We start from the raw sequence: 20,764 nt of genomic DNA, 5'->3' as shown, positions 1-20,764 counted from the left end.
CCTCTATTGTTTTTTACTTGATCAGTGCATTACAGTCAACGATGAGTGCAACTTGACCGTCACCTAAGATCGTTGCGCCGGATATCGCAAATACGTTTGGCAGATAATCTCCTAGTGATTTCAATACAACCTCTTGCTGACCAATAAATGAATCGACCACAAATGCTGTCAGCTTGTCTCCTTTACGAACAACAATGATGTGCAGTTCTTCCTCTAATTCATTCGCATTTGGTACGTGGAATTGTTTCTTCAAGTACACGACCGGTACGATAAATCCGCGGAAATCAATCACTTCACGATCATGCGTTTGCAAGATGTCACTTTTCTTAATGACAGCCGTTTCAATAATAGAAGAAATCGGAATCGCAAATGTTTCCTCTTCCAGTTTTACAAGAAGAACGGAAATAATCGATAGTGTCAGCGGAAGCTGGATCGAGAATAGTGAGCCCTGACCTTCTGTTGAGTTAATACTCACAGATCCGCCAAGTGATTCCAGTTTGTTTTTCACAACGTCAAGACCTACACCGCGGCCTGAGATGTCAGAAATCGTGTCAGCTGTAGAGAATCCAGCTGCAAAGATCAATGAATCAATTTGATGATCTTCAAGCGTTTCTGCTTCTCTTTCTGTAATAACCCCGCGCTCTAATGCTTTTTCAAGCACCTTTTTACGGTTAATCCCGCCTCCATCATCCTCTACTTCAATGAAGACATGGTTTCCGCTATGATACGCTTTTAATAGAACCGTACCTTTTTCCGGCTTGCCTTTTTTCACACGTTCTTCTGGTGATTCAATCCCGTGATCTAGACTGTTTCTAAGTAAGTGCAAGAGCGGATCTCCAATCTCGTCGATCACTGTTCGATCAAGCTCTGTCTCAGCACCCTCAATAATAAGTTCAATTTTCTTATTAAGCTCTTTCGTCAATTGACGAATCATACGCGGGAATCTATTAAAGACAGTTTCCACAGGTACCATTCTCATGTTCAGGATGATTGATTGCAGGTCTCCAGAAATACGTGTCATTCTTTCGACTGTGTCTGTCAGTTCGTTATTTTCTAATTCTTTAGCAATCTGTTCTAATCGGCCTCTATCAATCACAAGTTCTTCAAATAGATTCATTAGAGAATCTAGACGGTCGATGTTGACACGAATTGTTTTTGTTCCGCCGGCAGCTGCACCGTTATTGCCATTTGCTTTTGGTGCATCATTTGCTGGCGCTTTCGCAGCAGGAACGGAGACTTCTTCTTTTTTCTGTTCAGGCTGCGCCTCTTGTTTTTCAGCCGGAGCTGCTTCATCAAATGCGGAGACTTCAGAGATCTCAACCTTCTCAACCTCTGAGATCGCCGTGACGATTTTCTGCACTTCGTCCATCGGCAGTTTAGAAAGATAAGAAATGCTGAATTCTGATTCGAAATCTTCTGATTCTAACAGCTCTGCATTCGGAACGGTTTTGACAACCTCGCCTGCTTCATTTAGTCTTTCAAAAATCATATAGACACGAACGGCTTTTAGTAAGCACGCTTCGCTTAATGTCACGTTGAGTTCATAGCATTTGAAGCCTTGCTCTCTCGCTTCATCAAGAACCGTCCGTTCAAATTCGTTATAATCTAAGTCATTAGCAGCTGCTGATGCATCTGCTGTTTCAACGCTAGAAGCTGCCTCAGCATGGCTTCCTGTCACATCTAGCTTTTTACTAATCTCTGTGACATCACGTTTCCCGTCTCCTCCTTCTGCAATCGATTGAACCATTGCTTCAAGATGATCGAGTGCTTCGAACATCGTATCCATTGACTCAGGAGTGACAATCATTTGTTCATTACGGATAGCATCAAACATGTTTTCTAAATGATGCGTTAAGTGAGCCATATCATCAAAGCCCATCGTTGCACTCATGCCTTTCAATGTATGAGCTGCTCTGAATATATCATTCACTAGCTGCAAGTCGGTTGGGTTCTTTTCTAAATCAAGAAGTTTTTCATTACAAGTTTGTAAGTGTTCTCTGCTTTCATCTAAAAAGATATCTAAGTATTGGTTTACATCCAACGTGTTCACGCCCTCTCTTTTTTCATGGAGCTTATAATTGCATGTGCGATGTCATCCACATGCCTTGTCTCATGTGCAAGGCCTGCTTTAATGACTGATTTAGGCATTCCGAAAACAACACATGATTCTTCTTTTTCTGCAATGACTTTCGTATGACCGCTTGCGACCATTTTTTTGACACCTTCCGTACCGTCACTGCCCATTCCTGTCATAATGACAGCGATTTTCTCGTAACCCTTTATGCTGCTGATGGATTCAAATAAATAGTTAACAGACGGTTTGTGCCGGCTTTCCGTGTCTTCAGGGGACAGCCTGATAACAAGTGATCCCCCTTGGTCATGAAGTGACATATTCATTCCACCAGGAGCTATGTAAGCCACTCCATTTTTCGCGATGTCTCCATCTTGTGCTTCTTTAATCGTAATTTGTGATAAATGGTCTAACCTAGCAGCAAGTGATGCCGTAAATCCTGCCGGCATATGCTGCACAATCAATATAGGTGCCTCTATGTCCTTAGGCAGCTTCGTTACGACTCGTTGAAGTGCCCTTGGCCCTCCTGTAGATGTTCCAATAGAAATAATCTTTCGGAGTGAGGCGCCTTTTACTGTTTGCAGACGGGGTGCAGCCACTGGACTTGGCGGCTTTATCACCGGTTTAGGAGACATCTTCTCTTCAGTGCGTTTCCTTGACAGTCCTGCCGCAAGTACCCGCTCAACAATTTGCCCCCTCACTTTGTGCAAATCGAGCGAAATACTTCCCGAAGGTTTTGTCACAAAGTCGAAAGCACCGAGTTCTAAGCAATGGATGGTTAAATCTTTTCCTTGCTTTGTCTGGCTTGACACCATAATTACGGCAAGGTCGTGTTCAGCCAGAATTTGTTTTAATGCTTCTGTTCCATTTAAAACAGGCATTTCCACATCTAATGTGACAACATCTGGATTCAGTTCCTTGATCCGTTTTAAGGCATCTTCCCCATTTCGCGCCGTTCCGACGACTTCAATTTCTTGCTCAGCACTTAGAAAATCACTAATGAGTTTTCTCATAAAGGCCGAGTCATCTACTACTAGCACTCTAATCATGAGTCCACCTTCCTCCTTTTAAAAAAAGAGGACAACTTATCTATAAACGTATGCTGTTCTCTCCGTGCCTCTCTTATCTGCTGATGATATAGTGTTTCTGCCAGCATCTTAATGGTTTTACTCAGCCTTGAATGAGGCTGCTTCATATAAAATGGAATTTGTTCTGATACTGCTTTAGGAACCGCAGGATCATCAGGCACAGCGCCAGCAAATACAAGTTTTCTGTGAAGAAAAGATGTGACCACTCCTGCTAATTTCCGGTAGGTTTCAGACCCTTCTGACGGAGTTTTGCACCGGTTGACAATGATTTGCACAGACCGTTCAAACTGATGAATGGCTAAGTGTTTAATCGCGCTGTAGGCATCCATGATGGATGTCGGCTCTGGCGTAGTCACAACGACTACTTCCCCTGCTGATAAGACAAATGGCAGCTGATCTTTTGACAGGCCGGCACCCATATCAAAGAAAATACAATCGAAGCCCTGCATCATTTTTTCCATCTCTTCCAAAAAGAACGACCATTGATCTTTATCTAAAGAAAACAGCTGTTCAAGTCCACTTCCACCAGAAATGTAATATAGGTTATCCGTTCCTTTTGTCATAGCTGCTTGGAAGGATTTTTTTCTAACGAGAACATCTAATATAGAGCTAGCCGATGTTTTCCCTAGTAAAATATCAATATTCCCCATCCCAAAATCAAGATCGATCACTAACACTCTTTTGCCTGTGCTTGCGATAGACAGTGCCATATTCAGTGTCAAATTCGATTTACCTACCCCGCCTTTGCCGCTCATAACGGCAATGGTTTTTGCCTGTCCGCTGACGTTAAGAGGAGCCGGTGTGATCATTTGACTCTGCTGAACTAGTTTTCTTAGCCCTTCTGCTTGGTCGGGCTTCATGATTGTAAAACCATCCTTGTAAGTTCACGAGGAGAACCTTCAAGAATATCTTCAGGCACATTTTGGCCATTTGTTAAAAAACCAAGTTTGATTTGAGAGTCAGCAATGATTTGAAAAATGGTTCCCATCGTGTCCGTTTCATCTACTTTTGTAAAAATGAATTGATCGATTGGAACGTGTTCAAAGCGCTTGACCATGGCTTTCATGTCTTGATACTTCGATGTAGCACTCATCACGAGAAAACTTTGAATGCTCTCATCAAATGGAATAATGTTGGTCAGCTCTTTGATATACGCTTCTTCTTTAAAGTTACGGCCTGCTGTATCGATGAAAATATGATCATACTCTTTAAAGGTCTCTTGAGCTTTTACAAAATCCTCTCTCGAATAACAAACCTCAAGAGGTGCATTCAGCAGTTCAGCATATGTTTTCAGCTGTTCGATCGCTGCAATCCGGTACGTATCGGTTGTAATAAAAGCGATCTTTTTTTGCTGCTGAATGGCCGTTTTAGCAGCCAGCTTTGCAATCGTTGTCGTTTTACCAGCTCCAGTTGAACCGAACAGTACAATGTATTTTGAAGAGATCATCGGCTCATCAGAGGTTTTAGCTGGCAGCATATCTGTCAGCAGTTGTTCAAGTTCTTTTTCTATGTGATCTTCTTTAACCGCGCCCTTTGTTAAAAGACCTTTCAGGCATTCGTCTCGAATGGCATCATCAAGACCTTGATCCTTTAGCTTTTGATCGATTGCTATGAGAGGTTCGGGTAGAATACCAGCATGCCGTTCATTCCTCACATATTCTAAAGGCTGAGTATGAGAAGGTGCTGGTTTCGCCGCTTTGGGAGCAAAGGATGGCTCTTCGGGCTGCTTTTGAACTTGTTCCTTTTTTGGTAACACTGGAAGAGGCGGCACAGGGCTTAACCCTTTACCAGCTCTTTCCTCGAAATCTTGATCCAGCACTGCAATCACTTCGACCATTTGCTGTTTCTTCAAACCGAACAGTTTGCGTTTAACAACGGTTTTGGAATTTAAAATAACGGCATCTTTCCCAAGCTGCTGCCTGATTTGAATCGTTGCCTCCTGCATAGAATTTGCTGTGATTTTTTTCATTTTCATTAGATATCCACCACTCCGATGCTCTGTACTTCCACATTCGCTTCTAGTTCGTTATAAGATAGTACCGGTAAATCTGGGAAATATCTTTCTAACAACTGCTTCACGTACATTCTTATAGGAGGTGAGCATAATAGAACCGGCGTTTCCTGACGAAGCGAAAGCTGTTCAATTTCTCTCGCCACTGATTGAATCACACTTTCCGAGGATTCTGGATCTAACGATAAGTAGTTGCCATGCTCTGTCTGCTGAACGCTGTCTGCAATCACTTTTTCTACTCGGCCTGAGCATGTCACGACTTTGAGTGATTCATCTTCTCTTGCATACTGTGCCGTAATCTGTCTTGCCAGCGCCTGTCTGACATACTCTGTTAATAAATCTGTATCAGTTGTTAATTTTCCGTAGTCTGCAAGCGTCTCAAAAATGGTGACAAGGTTTCGGATAGAGACCTTTTCTTTCAGCAGCTTCGCCAGTACTTTTTGAATATCACCGACTGCCAGCGGATTTGGCGTTACCTCATCCACTAAGACAGGATAACTTTCTTTCAGATGATCGATTAATTGCTTCGTTTCTTGGCGTCCGAGCAGTTCGTGTGTGTTTTGTCTAATCTTCTCTGTGATGTGAGTAGACACGACAGATGCTGGATCCACAACCGTATAGCCTAGCATCTCAGCCTGATCTTTTTCTGCTTCGGATATCCATTTAGCCGGCAGTCCAAAGGATGGTTCGATTGTTTCAATACCTTCAATTGGATCATCATCAGGCGTTGGGGACATCGCTAAGTAGTGATCAAGCAGCAGCTCCCCTTTTGCTACTTCGTTCCCTTTAATTTTCAATCGGTATTCATTTGGGTTCAGTGCAATATTGTCCCGGATCCGGACGACTGGAATGACAAGACCCAGTTCGAGGGCAAGCTGCCTTCGGATCATCACAATTCGGTCTAACAGGTCACCACCCTGGTTTGCATCAGCGAGTGGGATGAGGCCGTAGCCAAATTCAAATTCAATGGCATCCATTTGCAGAAGATGAATAACGCTTTCTGGACTTTTCATCTCTTCTACCTCTGCCTGTTCCTCCAGTACCTCTTCAATTTCTTCTTGGTCTTGTTTGTTTTTCGACATCATGTATGCGCCAAGTGCAAGTAAACCTGCGATCGGTCCTGTCAAAAGTATGCCGATTGGCGTAAACAGCCCAAGAAGGAAGATGGTGCCCGCTGTCACATAAAGCATGGCCGGGAATGCGAAGAGCTGACCTGTAATGTCTGACCCAAGGTTTCCATTAGAAGCTGCTCTAGTCACAACAATCCCTGTGGCCGTTGAAATGAGGAGTGCCGGAATTTGCGAAACGATTCCGTCTCCTACCGTTAATAAGGTAAAGTGTGAGGCTGATTCTTGAATCGACATGCCTTGCTGAAGCATCCCGATAATGATTCCAAATATAATATTGATGATGACGATGATAATACCTGCGATGGCGTCCCCTTTTACGAACTTACTGGCACCATCCATCGCTCCATAAAAGTCTGCTTCTCTCGCTACTTTTTCACGGCGATTTCTTGCTTCACTTTCTGTCAGCATTCCTGCATTTAAATCTGCGTCAATACTCATTTGTTTACCTGGCATCGCATCGAGTGTAAATCTTGCCGCAACCTCTGATACACGCTCTGCCCCTTTTGTGATAACAATAAACTGAATGATGATCAGGATAAGGAAAACAACAAGACCAACGAGGATATTTCCTCCAACAACAAATGAACCGAACGTTTCGACAACTTTCCCAGCATCTCCTGTTGAAAGAATAGAACGTGTTGTAGAGATGTTAAGCCCTAAACGAAACAGCGTTAAGAGCAAAAGCAATGATGGAAAAATTGAAAATTGCAGTGGTTCTTGCATGTTCATTGTGGTGAGAAGCACGATAAGCGCAAGAGAAATATTAATAATGATTAAAATACTTAATAAAACGGGCGGAAACGGTATGACCAGCATCGCCACAATTAAAATAACACTGAATAAAACAGATAAATCTCTTGCTGACATGCCTGTTCTCTCCTTTTAAAACCAAAAATTCATAAAATCTTTTGTTTCGTTTTATAGACATAAGCTAAAATTTCTGCGATGGCCTTAAAGTATTCTTCTGGCACTGCTTGGTCGATGTCAACCTGATCATAAAGCGCGCGGGCAAGCGGCCTGTTCTCTACAGTCATGACATCATGTTCTTTCGCAATCGTTCTAATTTTCAAAGCCAAAATATCCGTTCCCTTAGCTACAACATAGGGCGCGTCCATTTTTTCTTCGTCATACTTTAAAGCAATGGCATAGTGGGTTGGGTTAGTAATGATGACGTCCGCTTTTGGGACTTCCTGCATCATCCGTCTCATGGCCATTTCCCGCTGACGCTGTTTAATCTTCGATTTGATGAGCGGGTCACCCTCTGATTTTTTATACTCATCTTTGATGTCTTGTTTAGACATCCGCAAGTTTTTTTCATAATCAAATTTCTGATACATATAATCAAGCCCTGCCAAGATTAGAAGAGCACCCGCAGCATACAGCCCCATAATCAAGGTCATATTTGCGACGAAATGAAGGGTTTCCTCTGCTGTTAATAAAGGAAGCCGCAGAATTTCATCAAAGTGCATCCAAAGAGCAATAAATGTCGCAAAGCCAACAAAGCCAATTTTCAAAATAGATTTTAATAGCTCTACGAGGGCTCGAATACTGTATATTCGTTTAAATCCTTTGATTGGGTCAAGCTTTTCTAATTTCGGTTGAATTACTTCTGTCGAAAAGAGAAAGCCGACTTGTAAATAGTTACTGATAACGCCCGCCAGCATGCCAACACCAAGGATTGGCATGAGGAGGAGCCCTGTTTCCTGAAGCAATTCCAAGAATAATTGATGAATATTAGATGTGCTAACCTTCATTAGCATGGTTGTTGAATAAAAACGTTCAATGAGCGCGATAATCCGCTCTTTCATAAAAGGCCCAATAAAAAAGAATGATAAAAAGATTAATAGAAATGAGATGGCTGTATTGACGTCGGTACTTTTGGCAACCTGTCCTTTTTTACGTGAATCCCGTCTTTTTTTCGGCGTTGCTTTTTCTGTTTTTTCACCTGCAAAAAATTGCAAGTCTAGTCTAAGTCTTGTCATCATGACGAACCACCGACCAATGCTAAGAAATTCCTCATGGTGAGTACAATCGTTTCAAATGTATTTTGGACAACACCGAAGATGACGCCCATACAGATGATGATCATAATAAAACTCACACCCATTTTAATAGGAAGTCCGACCACAAATACGTTCATTTGTGGAACTGTACGTGCCACAATCCCCAGTGCCAAATCGACTAAAAACAGACTTGCCACTACAGGTGCCGAGATTTGAAAGGCAATGATAAACATTTGGTTGAAGCTCTTTGCGATAAAGTAAGCAAAGGATTCACTGCCGAAATTCAGCGCGTATTGATCAACTGCAATGTATTGAAAGCTGTAATAGATTCCATCAAGCAGCAGGTGATGTGCGTTTGTTGCCAGCATCAACAGCAATGTGACCGTATAAAAAAACTGTCCCATCAGCGGCGTCTGCGCCCCTGTTTGCGGATCGATAATATTGGCAATCGCAAAACCCATTTGAAAATCAATGAATGAGCCGGCAATTTGAACAGCGGACACCATGATGTATGCAATCAGCCCAAGCAGCAGACCGACCATTGCTTCTTTCACCGCAAGCATCATATAAAGACCGTCTATGTCGAGTGCTGGCGGTTCCTTTATGGTGCTAAAACTAATGACAGCTAAAAACAGCGAGAATCCAACTCTGTGTACAGCCGGGATCGTTCTATGCGCTAAAAGCGGTACTGTCACAAAAAAAGCGGTGATCCGAATAAAAACTAATAGAAAAGCAGGAAATAATTCTATGATTGACATCGCTGGTTAACCTGCAAATCGATCTAAATTCGAGAACAGCTCTGTCGTAAAGGACACGATTGTTGAAAGCATCCATGGACCAAACACAACAAGCCCAATGAGTACTGCAACAATCTTAGGAATAAACGCAAGCGTTTGTTCTTGAATTTGGGTTGTCGCCTGAAACACACTGACAATCAGTCCCACAATGAGCGCGAGCGCTAGAAGCGGCCCACTCACAAGCAATACTACATACACTGATCTTTCAGCCATCGTAATGACAAATTCTGAACTCATGTTTTAAGCACCTACTCTAAAAGCTTTGCAGCAAAGATTTAACTATCAAATACCATCCATCGACTAAAACAAATAACAATATTTTGAAAGGGAGTGATATCATCACCGGCGGAAGCATCATCATCCCCATTGACATCAGAACACTTGCGACCACCATGTCAATAATTAAAAATGGAATAAAGATCATAAAACCAATTTGAAATGCCGTCTTTAATTCTGAAATGGCAAAAGCGGGAACCATCGCCGTTAATGGAATATCTTTAATCGATTCAGGTGTATCCATTTTTGCGTAGCTAAGAAATAAAGCCAAATCTTTCTGTCTTGTATGTTTACTCATAAACTCTTTAATCGGCACTTCGGCTTTTTCATACGCCTGATTTAACGTGATGTCATCATTTAAAAGCGGCGTGAGCGCCTCTTTATTAATCTGTGAGAACGTGGGTGCCATGATAAAAAATGTGAGAAACAAAGCAAGTCCAACAAGCACTTGGTTTGGCGGCATTGAGTTGGTTGCAAGTGATGTTCTGACAAATGAAAGAACAATCACAATCCGTGTAAAACACGTCATTAAAATGAGAATGCCCGGTGCAACCGAAAATACAGTTAAAAGTAATAGAAGACGGACAGATGTGCTGATATTTCCTGCACCGCTGGAATTAAATAAATCGATAAACTCATTCATTTTGTTTCGGGCCTTTCTTTCTGACTTCTGATTGGGTCTTTTTCAATTCGGCTAGCTGCGCCTTTAAATTGGCTGAAAAAGAAGAAGTGGTCGGCAGATCATGTTTCTTTACCTGCGAGGTGAATTTTTTAACCATTTTTGGTAAATCGGTCTTACTCTCCATCGCTTCTTCATATTGTTTTACGATTGCTTCACATTCTTGTTCATCATCAATTTCTTTTAGCAGCTGGATTGAATCTGCTACGCCGACAACTAATACTCGTTTGCCCACCTTGATCAGCTGGACTGAACGGTTTTGTCCGACTGTCGTTCCCCCAATATTTTCAACATAGCGAAATGGTTTGAGTAAGCGGTTTTGCTTACCAACAAATCTCACCAATCCATAAATAAGCAGGATGACAAATAGTAAGGCACCAATCATTTTGACAAAATCCATAATGGAGACAGAAGAAGAGGGAACTTCTTCTGCCGGATTCGTTTGATTGTCAGTGGTTTTCTTCTCTGTATCCTTTTTGCTTTCTTTCTCATCTTTGATCCAGTCATTCACTGTGCCATTCTCAGGATCTTTCGTTTCAGCAAACAGTGAGGCAGGCTGCATCGTCAAGAAAAGCATAAAACTGATCATTGCTATACATATCAAACGTTTTTTCAACAAATCTTACACCCTTTTTTAGCCTAACGTTTTATTAATTGCTTCAAGTACACGGTCTGCCTGGAAGGGCTTCACGATAAAGTCTTTTGCGCCTGCTTGGATCGCGTCAATAACCATTGACTGCTGTCCCATTGCAGAACACATGATGATTTTTGCAGAAGCATCGATTTGTTTAATTTCTTTTAGTGCAGTGATTCCGTCCATTTCTGGCATTGTGATATCCATTGTGACAAGATCAGGAGATGTTTCTTTGTATTTTTCAACTGCTTGTGCGCCGTTTTCTGCTTCTCCTACTACATCAAATCCGTTTTTTACAAGAATATCCTTGATCATCATTCTCATGAATGCTGCATCATCTACGATTAATACCTTAGTAGCCATTTACTTATTCTCTCCCTGTATGTTTGTTTATTTTAAATTAGAAAGTCTTTCTGACTGGCTTAAAATGTCAGTCACACGAACACCAAAGTTCTCATCAATGACAACGACTTCCCCTTTGGCGACGATTCGTTTGTTAACTAGAATGTCTACTGGCTCACCAGCAAGTTTGTCCAGTTCAATGATACTTCCAGCTGAAAGCTCAAGAACTTCTTTCACACTGCGCTGAGTTCTTCCAAGTTCCACCGTAATGGAAAGCGGAATGTCCATCAGCATATCAAGATTTCCAAGCTGGCTTGTTGTATGCTGAGGCTCACTGAACGCTTCAAATTCGACTGGCGCCACATTTACAGGTGCTGCCGGCTTCGCCTGTCTTTTCGGCGGTGCTGCTTGTTGCGCTGGGGCAGACTGCGTTTGCGGTGCTGCCGGCTGAGGTTCAGGTATGCTCACTTGAGCTTCTTGAACAGGCTCTTCTTCATTCGCAGGGACTGTTAATTCTGCGATTAAATCCTTCGCAAATGTAATAGGATAAAGCTGCATAATATTTGAATCGATCAGTTCACCTATTGTTAATCTGAAGGATACTTTGACAAGCATTTCTTCAGCTGGAATGCGGTCTGTCCCTTCTCCTTCTTTCACATCAAGTAATTCGACGCGCGGCGGAGAAATATCAATCTTTTTATTAAAGACAGTCGACATAGACGTCGCAGCAGAACCCATCATTTGGTTCATCGCTTCTTGCACTGCACTTAAATGAATTTCGCTTAAAGAAGGGTCAGCATTTGTCCCTTCTCCGCCCATCATTAAGTCTGCAATGACTGCTGCATCTGTTTGCTGGATAACAAGCAGGTTACTTGCGCTGAAGCCCTCCGTATAATTCACTTCAATAGCGACATACGGATGAGGAAATTCCTCATTCAGCTTACTTTTTTGAATTACTGTAACCGTTGGAGTTGTAATCTCCACTTTTTGATTTAATAGGGTTGAAAGTGCTGTTGCAGAGCTGCCAAATGAAATATTACCGATTTCTCCAATGGCATCTTGCTCCATTGCAGAAAGGATTGTATCAGGCTCTATATCGTCATTGCTGCCTCCTTTAAGGAGCGCATCGATTTCGTCTTGTGATAATTTACTTCCGTTATTCTCCATCTTCTTCACCTCTTATGTCGTGATCTAGAATTTGAATCGCCTGTTTCCGATTCACGCGGCCGGCCTGTCCCAAGAATTTCGGTTTATTTCCGACCATAACAGTAAGAGGCGCATTTACTGGTTTGTCCAAGGCAATACAATCACCAATTTCCAAATTCAAAAACTCTTCCACCGTCATTTCCGATTGTCCCAGCTCTGCGACTACCGGTATTTTTGCCTTCATAATCCGTTTTTCAATGGCCTTTGTCTCTTGCTGTTTTGGTTCATTTCGTTCAGACTGCATCCAGTAGTGTACAGACAGCTTCGGAATAATAGGCTCTAATACAACGTGAGGAATACATAGGTTAATAACCCCGCTTACCTCGCCAATCTGTGTATTAAGAGAAATGACGACAACTGTTTCGTTTGGTGACACCATTTGAACAAACTGGGGATTTACCTCGAAATCTGCCATTTCAGGCTCGATGTCGGTTATGGACTGCCACGCTTCTCTGTAATTTTCCAAAGCTCCCTCAAACATGTTTGAGATAATCTTTGTTTCAATTTCTGTAAGTGATTCTGTCTTATTATGACTAATGCCAATCCCGCCCATCAGCCTGTCCATCATCGCATAGCCGATTGTTGGGTTCACTTCAAGCATGATTCTTCCTTCAAGCGGGCTGACATAAAATAAGTTTAATAATGTCATATTAGGAATCGAACGAATAAATTCTTCGTATGGTACTTGGTCAACCGAGCTGACAGTAATTTGAATATATGATCTTAGCTGCGCTGAAAAATGCGTGGTGAGCAGTCTAGCGAAGTTATCATGAATCCTTGTTAAACTTCGAATCTGGTCTTTTGAAAAGCGCAGTGCACGTTTAAAGTCGTACACTTTCACTTTTTTCGTCGTTTCTTCTTTTTTCAGCTCTTCTGCATCCATTTCGCCTGTTGAGATGGCGGATAATAATGCGTCGATCTCATTCTGGGAAAGCACTTCTCCTGACATTTCTTCACCTCCATCGCGTTAATTAATCGCCTCTATTGCAGATTAAAGGAGGTTATATATACTTCTTTCACCTTGCCATCTTGCAAATAGTTATTCACTTTGTTTTTGACTTGTGTTTTAAAATGTTCTCTGCCTTTTTTGCCATCAAGTTCATCTGCATTCGTGTCTGATAAAATGTCGATTACAGCATCTTTTACTTGGAAACTTCTTTTCTCAAGCTCTGATTTTGCTTTTTCAGAGTCCGTTTCAATATTCAGGACAAGTTTGACAGCATTTCCTTCAGACTTTAAATTGGTGATAATCTCAGGAATTTCAACAGAAGCTTTTACAACTTCATCTGCTGTTGGCTCTTTTTCAGCTTTTGCTTCTTCTGACCCATTCAGCAGAAAAACGATGCCTGCTCCAATTCCGACGATGGCAATAATCAAGATTAGCATTACTACGACTAATTTCTTCTTCATTCAAATTCCTCTATTCCTTGATTCAATGAAATGACTTGGATTTTTCTGTAGAAAGAAATGATTTTCTCTTGAAGCTGCTCTTCATCTTCTTTCACAACGAATTTCTTTCCATTGGCCAAAGTAATGGTCGTGTCTGGAAAACTTTCGATTTGCTCGATATGGAGAGCATTCAGCATAAATCCTTTGCCATTTAATCTTGTCACTTCAATCATATTGAGCAGAGAAGCGATCATCCGCTCCCCCTACCTCCTATCGTTTCAGATTCACAAGCTCTTGCAGAATTTCATCAGAAGTTGTGATCGTCTTTGCATTCGATTGGAATCCGCGCTGCGCGATAATCATTTCGGTAAACTCGTCTGTTAAATCAACGTTTGACATTTCAAGTTTACCTGTTTGAAGTTCACCTGTTCCTTGACTTCCAGGAGCGATGGCATTACTTGGCGCACCGGAACTGAGCGTTTGGCGGTATAGGTTATCCCCAATCTTATCTAATCCTCCTGCATTACTGAATGACACAAGTGATATTTGCCCAACAGTACGAGAAACGTTGTTCTCAACAACAGAAACGGTCCCATCTGGCCCTACACTAACACTTGACACATTGTCGCTTGGAACGTTGATTCTTTGCCCATCCATGCCAAGTAGATAGTTTCCATCAGGTGTTGCCAAATCCCCATTTGAATCAGGTTTGAAATTCCCTGTTCTTGTAAATAGGATTTCACCTTGCTTTTGAATACGGAAAAATCCATCTCCATTAATATAGAAATCAAATGGTTCGTCTGTATTTTGAGAAGAACCTGATTTCATGATTTTATCAATAGAAGATAAAGATGATCCTAAACCAATTTGTTTTGAGTTGATTGAGCCAGAGTTGTTCGTTGGTCCACCTGAGCTTGAAATGGTTTGACTGACCATATCTTTAAACGTGATACGGCTTTTTTTGTATCCGTGTGTATTGACGTTGGCTACGTTGTTGGCTACCACATCTAATTTTGATTGGAAGTTTTTCATTCCGCTAATTCCTGAGTAAAGTGAGCGTAACATTTATTTTCCTCCTCGAATTACTTCGTTTTTTCTCCAACTGCTGTAACATCCCAAGGGCTGATTTTCGTTCCATCTTCCAAAATAAGCAAGTATTCATTATCTATGTTTTTAACAGACTTCACAGTGCCCGATATCTCTTTATCATCCAGCTTGCCCGATACTTCTTTACCAATCCAGCCTACATACGTCGTAAACGGATCTTGGTGTGCAACAAATGTAGACATGAGCTGATTCAGCTTGGTGATCGAATCGTTCATATTGGTTTGCTGTTCTAAAGATGAAAAAGTGGCAAGCTGCGTGACAAACTCACGGTCATCAAGCGGATTTGTCGGATCTTGGTTTTGAAGCTGCGTGAGCAAAATCTTCAAGAATTGATCTTTGCCGAGCGTATCTGTTTTCTTTTCTGCTTTTGAAGAAGTGTCTGTTTGTGCGGCTGTTCTATTCGTAGCATCAACTGTTGCCATTAGATCTCCTCCTCTTCTTCATCTGACCCAACAAGAGCATCCAGAACATCTTGGAATTCTGCTTCCTGTTCATCAGTCTGCTGGAAATTCTGTCCTTTTGGCTGCTGCTGCTTGTTTTCTTCACTAAACTGTCCAAATAACGGCTGCTCATTTGATTGAAGCGGTATATGGAAACGGTCCACTTGAACCGACATATTCGGAAGCGCCTGCTTGAGCTGCGGAAGGTGATGCTCTAACAGCTCTTTTGCTGCTTGCGTTGAGGCTGTAATTTTACTCGCATACATACCGTTTTGTTTCGTTAGCTGAATGGTAATAAATCCAAGATTTTCAGGATTTAATCGAACGGTAAACCGTCCGCTTGAATTGCCAAACGGCGTGAATTTCATTTGCTTCCACGTGTTTAGAATTTGCTGATCAACTGTTCCTGGCTTTTCATCAGTCGTTTGTGTCTGCTGAACAGGAGCCGCTGACTGCAGTTGGAAAAACTGCTTATGACCTGGCAGAAGCGAGTGGGTCATTATTTTTTCAGAAGCTGGCGCAGCAGTGCTTTGTCCTTTTACAACTTCTTTTTTGATGAGCCACTCAAGAGATGCATTCCCTTTTGCCGGAGAAGCGAGAGTAGATTCTTGTTTTGGAGAGACCAGTTCCTTCAACTCTCCTAGTGAAATTTTCCACTCTTTGTCAGATCCTTTCGCACTCGCCATCATATGATCGATTAACTGATTAAAGTGCTTTAGCTCACTTTGAGTCATCGAATTCAACTTTGGTGCTGAACCCTGCGAAAAGAACTGCTCTTTTACTTGCTGAATGAGTTTCTCATCTACCCCGTTTTTCGAAAGAAAGTGGATGAAGTCTTGACCTTTTCCTTCAATATCCTGCACAAGTTTCGCATCAAAGCTGAGCGGCTGTTGATTGAGCAATTGATAGATGAAAAAGTGGACTTGTATGAGCTGTTCACTATGTTCAGAACCTGGCTTTTCAGCTTGATCACCGTAAATGGAAGATTCCATTTTTTGAAATAATTCTTCAAGTGACTTGAGATCAGTTGCTTCAAGTGTTTGACCTTGTAGTGTTTGACCTTGTAGTGTTTGAAGCGCACTTAGTAGATCTGCGCTCATTCCTTCTTCAGGTGATTGCATCCATTTTTCAATGATCTGCATCGCATCATTGATAGAAAGTGAGGCAGCAGCGGTTGTCTCAGCATGAACAGGACCGCTTTGGGCGCCTGCTCCGCTAAGTAATTGTCTAAACAAACCGCTGGCAGTTGCCGCGCCGCCTCCCTTTGTTCCCGAGAGACCTTGAGAAGATTGCTGTAAGGCTGCAATATCCAATAGCTTCACTTATTGTCCACCCCCATTTTCACGTTCTTCTTTTTTGGCAAGCTCTTTTGTAAACGTTGCTGCCTTCTGAGGTGTCAGTTTTGCTAATATGTCTGTCAGTTTATTTTTGCTCAGCTCTTCAAGGATTTTTAACGCCTCTTTATCACTTAGTTCTGATAAAATTTTGGCGGATTTCCCTGGGTCCATGCTTTCATAAATGCTGGCGATCTTTCCTTTTGTCTGCTGATTAGAGGATGCCGCTGCATCAGAGGACTCCGCTGATGCGTTATTACCTGACGTATTATTTGATGAGCTGTTATTCGATGAACTGTCATTCGATGAACTGTCATTGGCTGGCGTATTCTTTGCATCATTTTCAGATGTTTTTTCAAGTGAGTTGATTTTTTGATTCAGTCTTTTAATTTCTTCATCACTTGTTTTCAAATCTTTTTGTGCAATTTCGAGTTCATTTTTTTGCTCTTTAATGGTCTTTTTCAGTTCTTTCAACTCTGCATCGCTTTGATCATTAGGTGAAGATGACGTTTTTGAGGTGTCATCTGAACCAACTAAGCTGCTGATCACCGGAATGTTTTGGAGCGGTTTCTTTAGATCAAAACCTGCCATATAAAGGATCGTGCCAGTGACAATCACAAGCACAATCAATGGGATGATGACAATAAACAAGATCCATTGAAATTTCCCGCCGCCTGATTCCTTCGTTTTTTCCTTCTTAGGCATTCTTCTCGACTCCTAATGTCCTTGAAACATGAATTGGCTGATAGAGATATCATCCATTTCTTTCATTTCAATTGCCTTATGTTCAAGGGAAAACTTTTCAAATTGCTTTTCTTTCATTTTTTCAAACTTTTTAAACTCAATGTTTTTTTCAGTTAAATCAGATTGTTTTTCATTCATTTGATGACGTTTCATGATCACAAGCTGCTGATAATGCTGAATGGTGTTATCTAAGTTGGTCACAAATTGCTGGTAATGACGCATTTCTTGAACACTCATTCCACTTCTCAGCTTTTCTTCTTTGCTTTTTTCCATTAGCTCTTTTTTACTCATATTTTCATAGAGTTTTTCAGCGACTTGCTCAAATGCCGAAACGGATTGTTGGTACGCTGCAAGTGACTTGTCTTTTTCACTTTCTTTCAGTTCTAAGAGCTTTTGAAATTTGTATTGATATCTCACTGTTTTTGTCAATCCTCTCTATTCATCAAACTGAGCAATAAACTCACACTGTCTTCAATAGATACAGCCTCATCTACATCCTGCTTCAAAAATGAAATCAGATGAGGGTAAGCCTGCATGGCCTCATCAATATCTTTGGAGGAGCCTTTTTTATACGCTCCAATATTAATGAGGTCTTCAGCGTTTTGATAAGTGGATAAAAGCTGGCGGAACCGGTTAGCCGCTTCCTTGTGATCATGACTTGCGATATTGCTCATGACACGGCTGATACTTTTCAAAATATTAACAGCGGGAAATTGTCCTTTGTTGGCTAAAGCACGATCAAGTACAATGTGGCCGTCCAGGATCCCCCTCACCGTATCAGCAATCGGTTCATTCATATCGTCCCCATCAACAAGAACTGTGTAAAACGCTGTGATGGAACCAAGCTGATTTGTCCCAGTTCGTTCGAGCAATTTTGGCAGTATAGCGAACACTGATGGTGTATATCCTTTTGTTGTTGGCGGTTCGCCAGTTGCAAGACCTATTTCCCTTTGCGCCATGGCAACCCTCGTAACAGAATCCATCATGAACATGACATTTTTGCCTCTGTCTCTGAAATATTCCGCAATGGCTGTTGCAGTATAGGCAGCTTTCAGTCTCGTCAGTGCAGGCTGGTCAGAAGTTGCGACGACAACAATTGATCGCTTCAGTCCTTCAGCACCTAAATCCTTTTCAATAAACTCACGAACTTCACGGCCACGCTCTCCAACAAGGGCAATCACATTGAGGTCTGCTTCTGTCTGCTTTGCAATCATCCCCATTAAGGTACTTTTTCCAACACCACTTCCGGCAAAAATCCCGATCCTTTGACCAGTGCCAACTGTGAGCAGACTATCAATAACTCTAACGCCGACACCCATCTTTTCTCGAATAGGCGGTCTGTCCATCGGATTTGGGGGTGATTGATCTGTCGAAACAGGTGCAAGTCCTTTCGGAAGCATACTGCCATCAAGCGGATCACCGAAGGCATCAACGACTTCACCAATTAATCCAGTCCCTACTTTGACCTTCAGCGACTCACCCGTCGCTTCCACAAGACTTCCTGGTGAAATATTGGATGCTTCTACATAAGGCATGAGCAGAATGTTTTCATCTCTAAACCCTACGACCTCTGCTTTTATCGGATGGTGCTTGCTCCCTTTTTTATGAATGAGGCACACGTCACCGATCGAACTCTCCGGCCCCTTAGATTCAATCATCAGCCCAACCACTCGGTTGACTTTTCCAAATCGTTTATAAGGATCAGCGGTTTCAATCGTTTCTTTTAACACATCCATTTTCATTTGTGATCACCTGAATCAATGACTTCTAATAATTTTTCTTTCAGCTGATTCAATTGGGTATCAACACTCGCTTCCACTTTTCCAAAACTTGTTTCTACGTAACAAGTTCCTTTTGGCGCTTTTTCATCCGAGTAAATGGCAAGATGTGTATCCTTTTGAAGGATTCTAATCAATTCGTCTTTATATTCCATCACATGCTCGTAATGTTCAGGGTCAACATAGATGGAAATATCGTTATATTCTTTCACTTCTGAAATGACCTGCTTCACAAGAGCCAAAAATTGATCTTTCGTCTCCTCAGCTGCATTCCAAACGCGTTTAGCGAGTTCAAAAGCAAGTTCCACAATTTGCTCAGCAGAGCTTTCAATTTTTTCTTCGTAGTCCTGCCTTGCAAGACCGACGATGTCATTTGCTTGATCAAGAATAGCTTGGTACTGCAAATTCGCATCTGCTTCGCCCTTTTGAAAGCCGTCTTGATAACCTGCTTGTTTCGCTTCTTCAATGAGCTGTATTCTTTCTTCTTCAAAATCAGTTCTGCGCTGATTGATTTCAGCCATTGTTTTTTCCAGCTCACTGTTTGCTTGTTCTAATATGCGGCTCGCTTGATCTTCTGCATCACTAAGTACAAGCTGCGATGCTTCGGTTTCATTGACAAGCTCTTCTTCGTGATGTTCTCTTTTAAACTCCACTTGCTGTAAAGGAATCGTTTGCCGTCCTTGTTCAGGAATAACAGATGTTTCATGTTTGATAATCCTAGACAATGATATCGTCTCCTCCGCCTCGAGCTATGACGATTTCTCCAGCTTCCTCAAGTCGTCTTACGATGCTGACAATACGGGTTTGTGCTTCCTCGACATCTCTAAGCCGGACAGGCCCCATAAACTCCATTTCTTCTTTGAATGTTTCGACCATCCGCTGTGACATGTTGCGGAAGACAATTTCTTTGACCTCTTCGCTTGCCACTTTGAGTGCGAGCAATAAGTCATCATTTTCAACATCTCTGATGACGCGCTGAATCGCTCTGCTGTCAAGAGTGACAATATCTTCAAAGACAAACATACGTTTCTTAATTTCATCAGCAAGTTCAGGATCTTGAATTTCAAGTGTGTCTAAAATGGTCTTCTCCGTAGCACGGTCTACACCATTTAGCACTTCCACAACCGCTTCGACTCCGCCTGTTTGCGTGTAGTCCTGCGTAAAGGTTGAAGACAGCTTTTGTTCAAGAATGCGTTCCACCTCATTGATGATCTCTGGAGATGTGCGATCCATTAAGGCAATACGTCTTGCAACCTCAGTTTGTACTTCCTCGCCTAATTCAGATAAAATTTGCCCAGCCTGCACTGGATCCAGGTAGGAAAGGATGAGCGCAATCGTTTGTGGATGCTCATGCTGGATAAAGTTCAAAATTTGTTCTGGTTCAGCCTTTCGAGCAAAATCAAATGGTTTGACTTGAAGAGAGGATGTTAACCGGTTTAAGATGCTGTCCGCTTTTTCCTCACCAAGCGCTTTTTCAAGCACTTGTCTTGCGTACATAAGACCGCCCTGCGATATGTAGTCCTGCGCGATGGCAATGCTGTGAAACTCTTCGATGATTTCATCTTTTTTAGCAGTATCTACACTTCGTACATTGGAAATTTCTAATGTTAATTTTTCTATTTCGTCTTCAGACAGATGTTTGTATACAGATGCTGACACGTCTAGCCCTAAGGAAATCATTAGGATTGCTGCTTTTTGTCTGCCTGTTAGTCGATTTGGATCTTTTCTCGACATG

The 20,764-nt window shown here is 41.9% G+C and carries 23 protein-coding genes; all 23 read right to left on the bottom strand.

The genetic code is table 11. The features are described from left to right. Positions 1-13 precede the first annotated feature (13 nt). From C9414_RS11555 to fliG, 23 genes are read right to left on the bottom strand one after another with little or no spacing between them, the layout of a single operon-like run. On the bottom strand, positions 14-2,041 hold the full coding sequence (locus tag C9414_RS11555; protein WP_039178565.1) for a chemotaxis protein CheA: 2,028 nt from the start codon (positions 2,039-2,041) through the stop codon (positions 14-16). A gap of 5 nt (positions 2,042-2,046) precedes the next feature. Next, a complete protein-coding gene (locus C9414_RS11550; RefSeq protein ID WP_107163666.1) occupies positions 2,047-3,120 on the bottom strand; it encodes a protein-glutamate methylesterase/protein-glutamine glutaminase in 1,074 nt (357 codons plus the stop codon). Next, positions 3,117-4,022: a MinD/ParA family protein gene (locus C9414_RS11545; protein ID WP_107163665.1), complete on the bottom strand. Its 906-nt coding sequence runs from the start codon at positions 4,020-4,022 to the stop codon at positions 3,117-3,119. Before C9414_RS11545 ends, C9414_RS11550 begins: the two co-directional genes overlap by 4 nt. Then, positions 4,016-5,134 (bottom strand): flagellar biosynthesis GTPase FlhF, encoded by a 1,119-nt coding sequence (gene flhF, locus C9414_RS11540; RefSeq protein WP_107163664.1) that lies wholly within the window; start codon positions 5,132-5,134, stop codon positions 4,016-4,018. The genes C9414_RS11545 and flhF overlap by 7 nt, the downstream gene beginning before the upstream one ends. Next, positions 5,134-7,167 (bottom strand): flagellar biosynthesis protein FlhA, encoded by a 2,034-nt coding sequence (gene flhA / locus C9414_RS11535; protein ID WP_039178556.1) that lies wholly within the window; start codon positions 7,165-7,167, stop codon positions 5,134-5,136. Before flhA ends, flhF begins: the two co-directional genes overlap by 1 nt. A gap of 29 nt (positions 7,168-7,196) precedes the next feature. Continuing rightward, entirely contained in the window at positions 7,197-8,285 is a 1,089-nt protein-coding gene (gene flhB, locus C9414_RS11530) for a flagellar biosynthesis protein FlhB (protein WP_107163663.1), read from the bottom strand. Further along, a complete protein-coding gene (gene fliR / locus C9414_RS11525) occupies positions 8,282-9,061 on the bottom strand; it encodes a flagellar biosynthetic protein FliR (RefSeq protein ID WP_024426982.1) in 780 nt (259 codons plus the stop codon). Before fliR ends, flhB begins: the two co-directional genes overlap by 4 nt. 6 nt (positions 9,062-9,067) lie before the next feature. Continuing rightward, positions 9,068-9,337, bottom strand: a complete 270-nt coding sequence (gene fliQ / locus C9414_RS11520) for a flagellar biosynthesis protein FliQ (RefSeq protein WP_003211206.1) — start codon at positions 9,335-9,337, stop codon at positions 9,068-9,070. Positions 9,338-9,353: 16 nt separating this feature from the next. Further along, entirely contained in the window at positions 9,354-10,019 is a 666-nt protein-coding gene (gene fliP, locus C9414_RS11515) for a flagellar type III secretion system pore protein FliP (protein WP_008354479.1), read from the bottom strand. Then, entirely contained in the window at positions 10,012-10,671 is a 660-nt protein-coding gene (gene fliZ / locus C9414_RS11510; protein WP_047202166.1) for a flagella biosynthesis regulatory protein FliZ, read from the bottom strand. Before fliZ ends, fliP begins: the two co-directional genes overlap by 8 nt. A gap of 18 nt (positions 10,672-10,689) precedes the next feature. Then, positions 10,690-11,052 carry a chemotaxis protein CheY gene (locus C9414_RS11505; protein ID WP_007499584.1) on the bottom strand — a complete coding sequence of 121 codons (363 nt, stop codon included), beginning with the start codon at positions 11,050-11,052 and terminating at the stop codon, positions 10,690-10,692. A gap of 27 nt (positions 11,053-11,079) precedes the next feature. Continuing rightward, positions 11,080-12,198 (bottom strand): flagellar motor switch phosphatase FliY, encoded by a 1,119-nt coding sequence (gene fliY, locus C9414_RS11500; protein WP_107163662.1) that lies wholly within the window; start codon positions 12,196-12,198, stop codon positions 11,080-11,082. Further along, positions 12,188-13,186, bottom strand: a complete 999-nt coding sequence (gene fliM, locus C9414_RS11495; RefSeq protein ID WP_024424167.1) for a flagellar motor switch protein FliM — start codon at positions 13,184-13,186, stop codon at positions 12,188-12,190. The genes fliY and fliM overlap by 11 nt, the downstream gene beginning before the upstream one ends. A 32-nt stretch (positions 13,187-13,218) precedes the next feature. Beyond that, a complete protein-coding gene (gene fliL, locus C9414_RS11490) occupies positions 13,219-13,647 on the bottom strand; it encodes a flagellar basal body-associated protein FliL (RefSeq protein ID WP_107163661.1) in 429 nt (142 codons plus the stop codon). Beyond that, the gene (swrD, locus tag C9414_RS11485; RefSeq protein WP_008344794.1) at positions 13,644-13,859 is read right to left on the bottom strand and encodes a swarming motility protein SwrD; all 216 of its coding nucleotides are present in this window, start codon (positions 13,857-13,859) and stop codon (positions 13,644-13,646) included. Before swrD ends, fliL begins: the two co-directional genes overlap by 4 nt. Before the next feature lie 37 nt (positions 13,860-13,896). Further along, positions 13,897-14,691 carry a flagellar basal body rod protein FlgG gene (gene flgG / locus C9414_RS11480; protein WP_107163660.1) on the bottom strand — a complete coding sequence of 265 codons (795 nt, stop codon included), beginning with the start codon at positions 14,689-14,691 and terminating at the stop codon, positions 13,897-13,899. Positions 14,692-14,708: 17 nt separating this feature from the next. Beyond that, positions 14,709-15,155: a flagellar hook assembly protein FlgD gene (gene flgD, locus C9414_RS11475; RefSeq protein WP_039178531.1), complete on the bottom strand. Its 447-nt coding sequence runs from the start codon at positions 15,153-15,155 to the stop codon at positions 14,709-14,711. After that, positions 15,155-16,495, bottom strand: coding sequence for a flagellar hook-length control protein FliK (locus C9414_RS11470; RefSeq protein WP_107163659.1), 1,341 nt, complete (start codon positions 16,493-16,495; stop codon positions 15,155-15,157). Before C9414_RS11470 ends, flgD begins: the two co-directional genes overlap by 1 nt. Further along, the gene (locus tag C9414_RS11465; protein ID WP_107163658.1) at positions 16,496-17,212 is read right to left on the bottom strand and encodes a MotE family protein; all 717 of its coding nucleotides are present in this window, start codon (positions 17,210-17,212) and stop codon (positions 16,496-16,498) included. Between the two features lie 12 nt (positions 17,213-17,224). Further along, the gene (fliJ, locus tag C9414_RS11460) at positions 17,225-17,668 is read right to left on the bottom strand and encodes a flagellar export protein FliJ (RefSeq protein WP_024424173.1); all 444 of its coding nucleotides are present in this window, start codon (positions 17,666-17,668) and stop codon (positions 17,225-17,227) included. Between the two features lie 8 nt (positions 17,669-17,676). Beyond that, positions 17,677-18,993 (bottom strand): flagellar protein export ATPase FliI, encoded by a 1,317-nt coding sequence (gene fliI, locus C9414_RS11455; protein WP_047202160.1) that lies wholly within the window; start codon positions 18,991-18,993, stop codon positions 17,677-17,679. Then, on the bottom strand, positions 18,990-19,754 hold the full coding sequence (fliH, locus tag C9414_RS11450; protein ID WP_047202159.1) for a flagellar assembly protein FliH: 765 nt from the start codon (positions 19,752-19,754) through the stop codon (positions 18,990-18,992). The genes fliI and fliH overlap by 4 nt, the downstream gene beginning before the upstream one ends. After that, on the bottom strand, positions 19,747-20,763 hold the full coding sequence (gene fliG / locus C9414_RS11445; protein ID WP_107163657.1) for a flagellar motor switch protein FliG: 1,017 nt from the start codon (positions 20,761-20,763) through the stop codon (positions 19,747-19,749). The genes fliH and fliG overlap by 8 nt, the downstream gene beginning before the upstream one ends. Position 20,764 lies beyond the last annotated feature (1 nt).

The organism is Bacillus sp. Nf3 (assembly GCF_003028545.1).
GTDB lineage: Bacteria > Bacillota > Bacilli > Bacillales > Bacillaceae > Bacillus > Bacillus safensis.
Note: the sequence above shows the minus strand (reverse complement) of the source record. Positions and strands in the feature narration are given on the sequence as shown.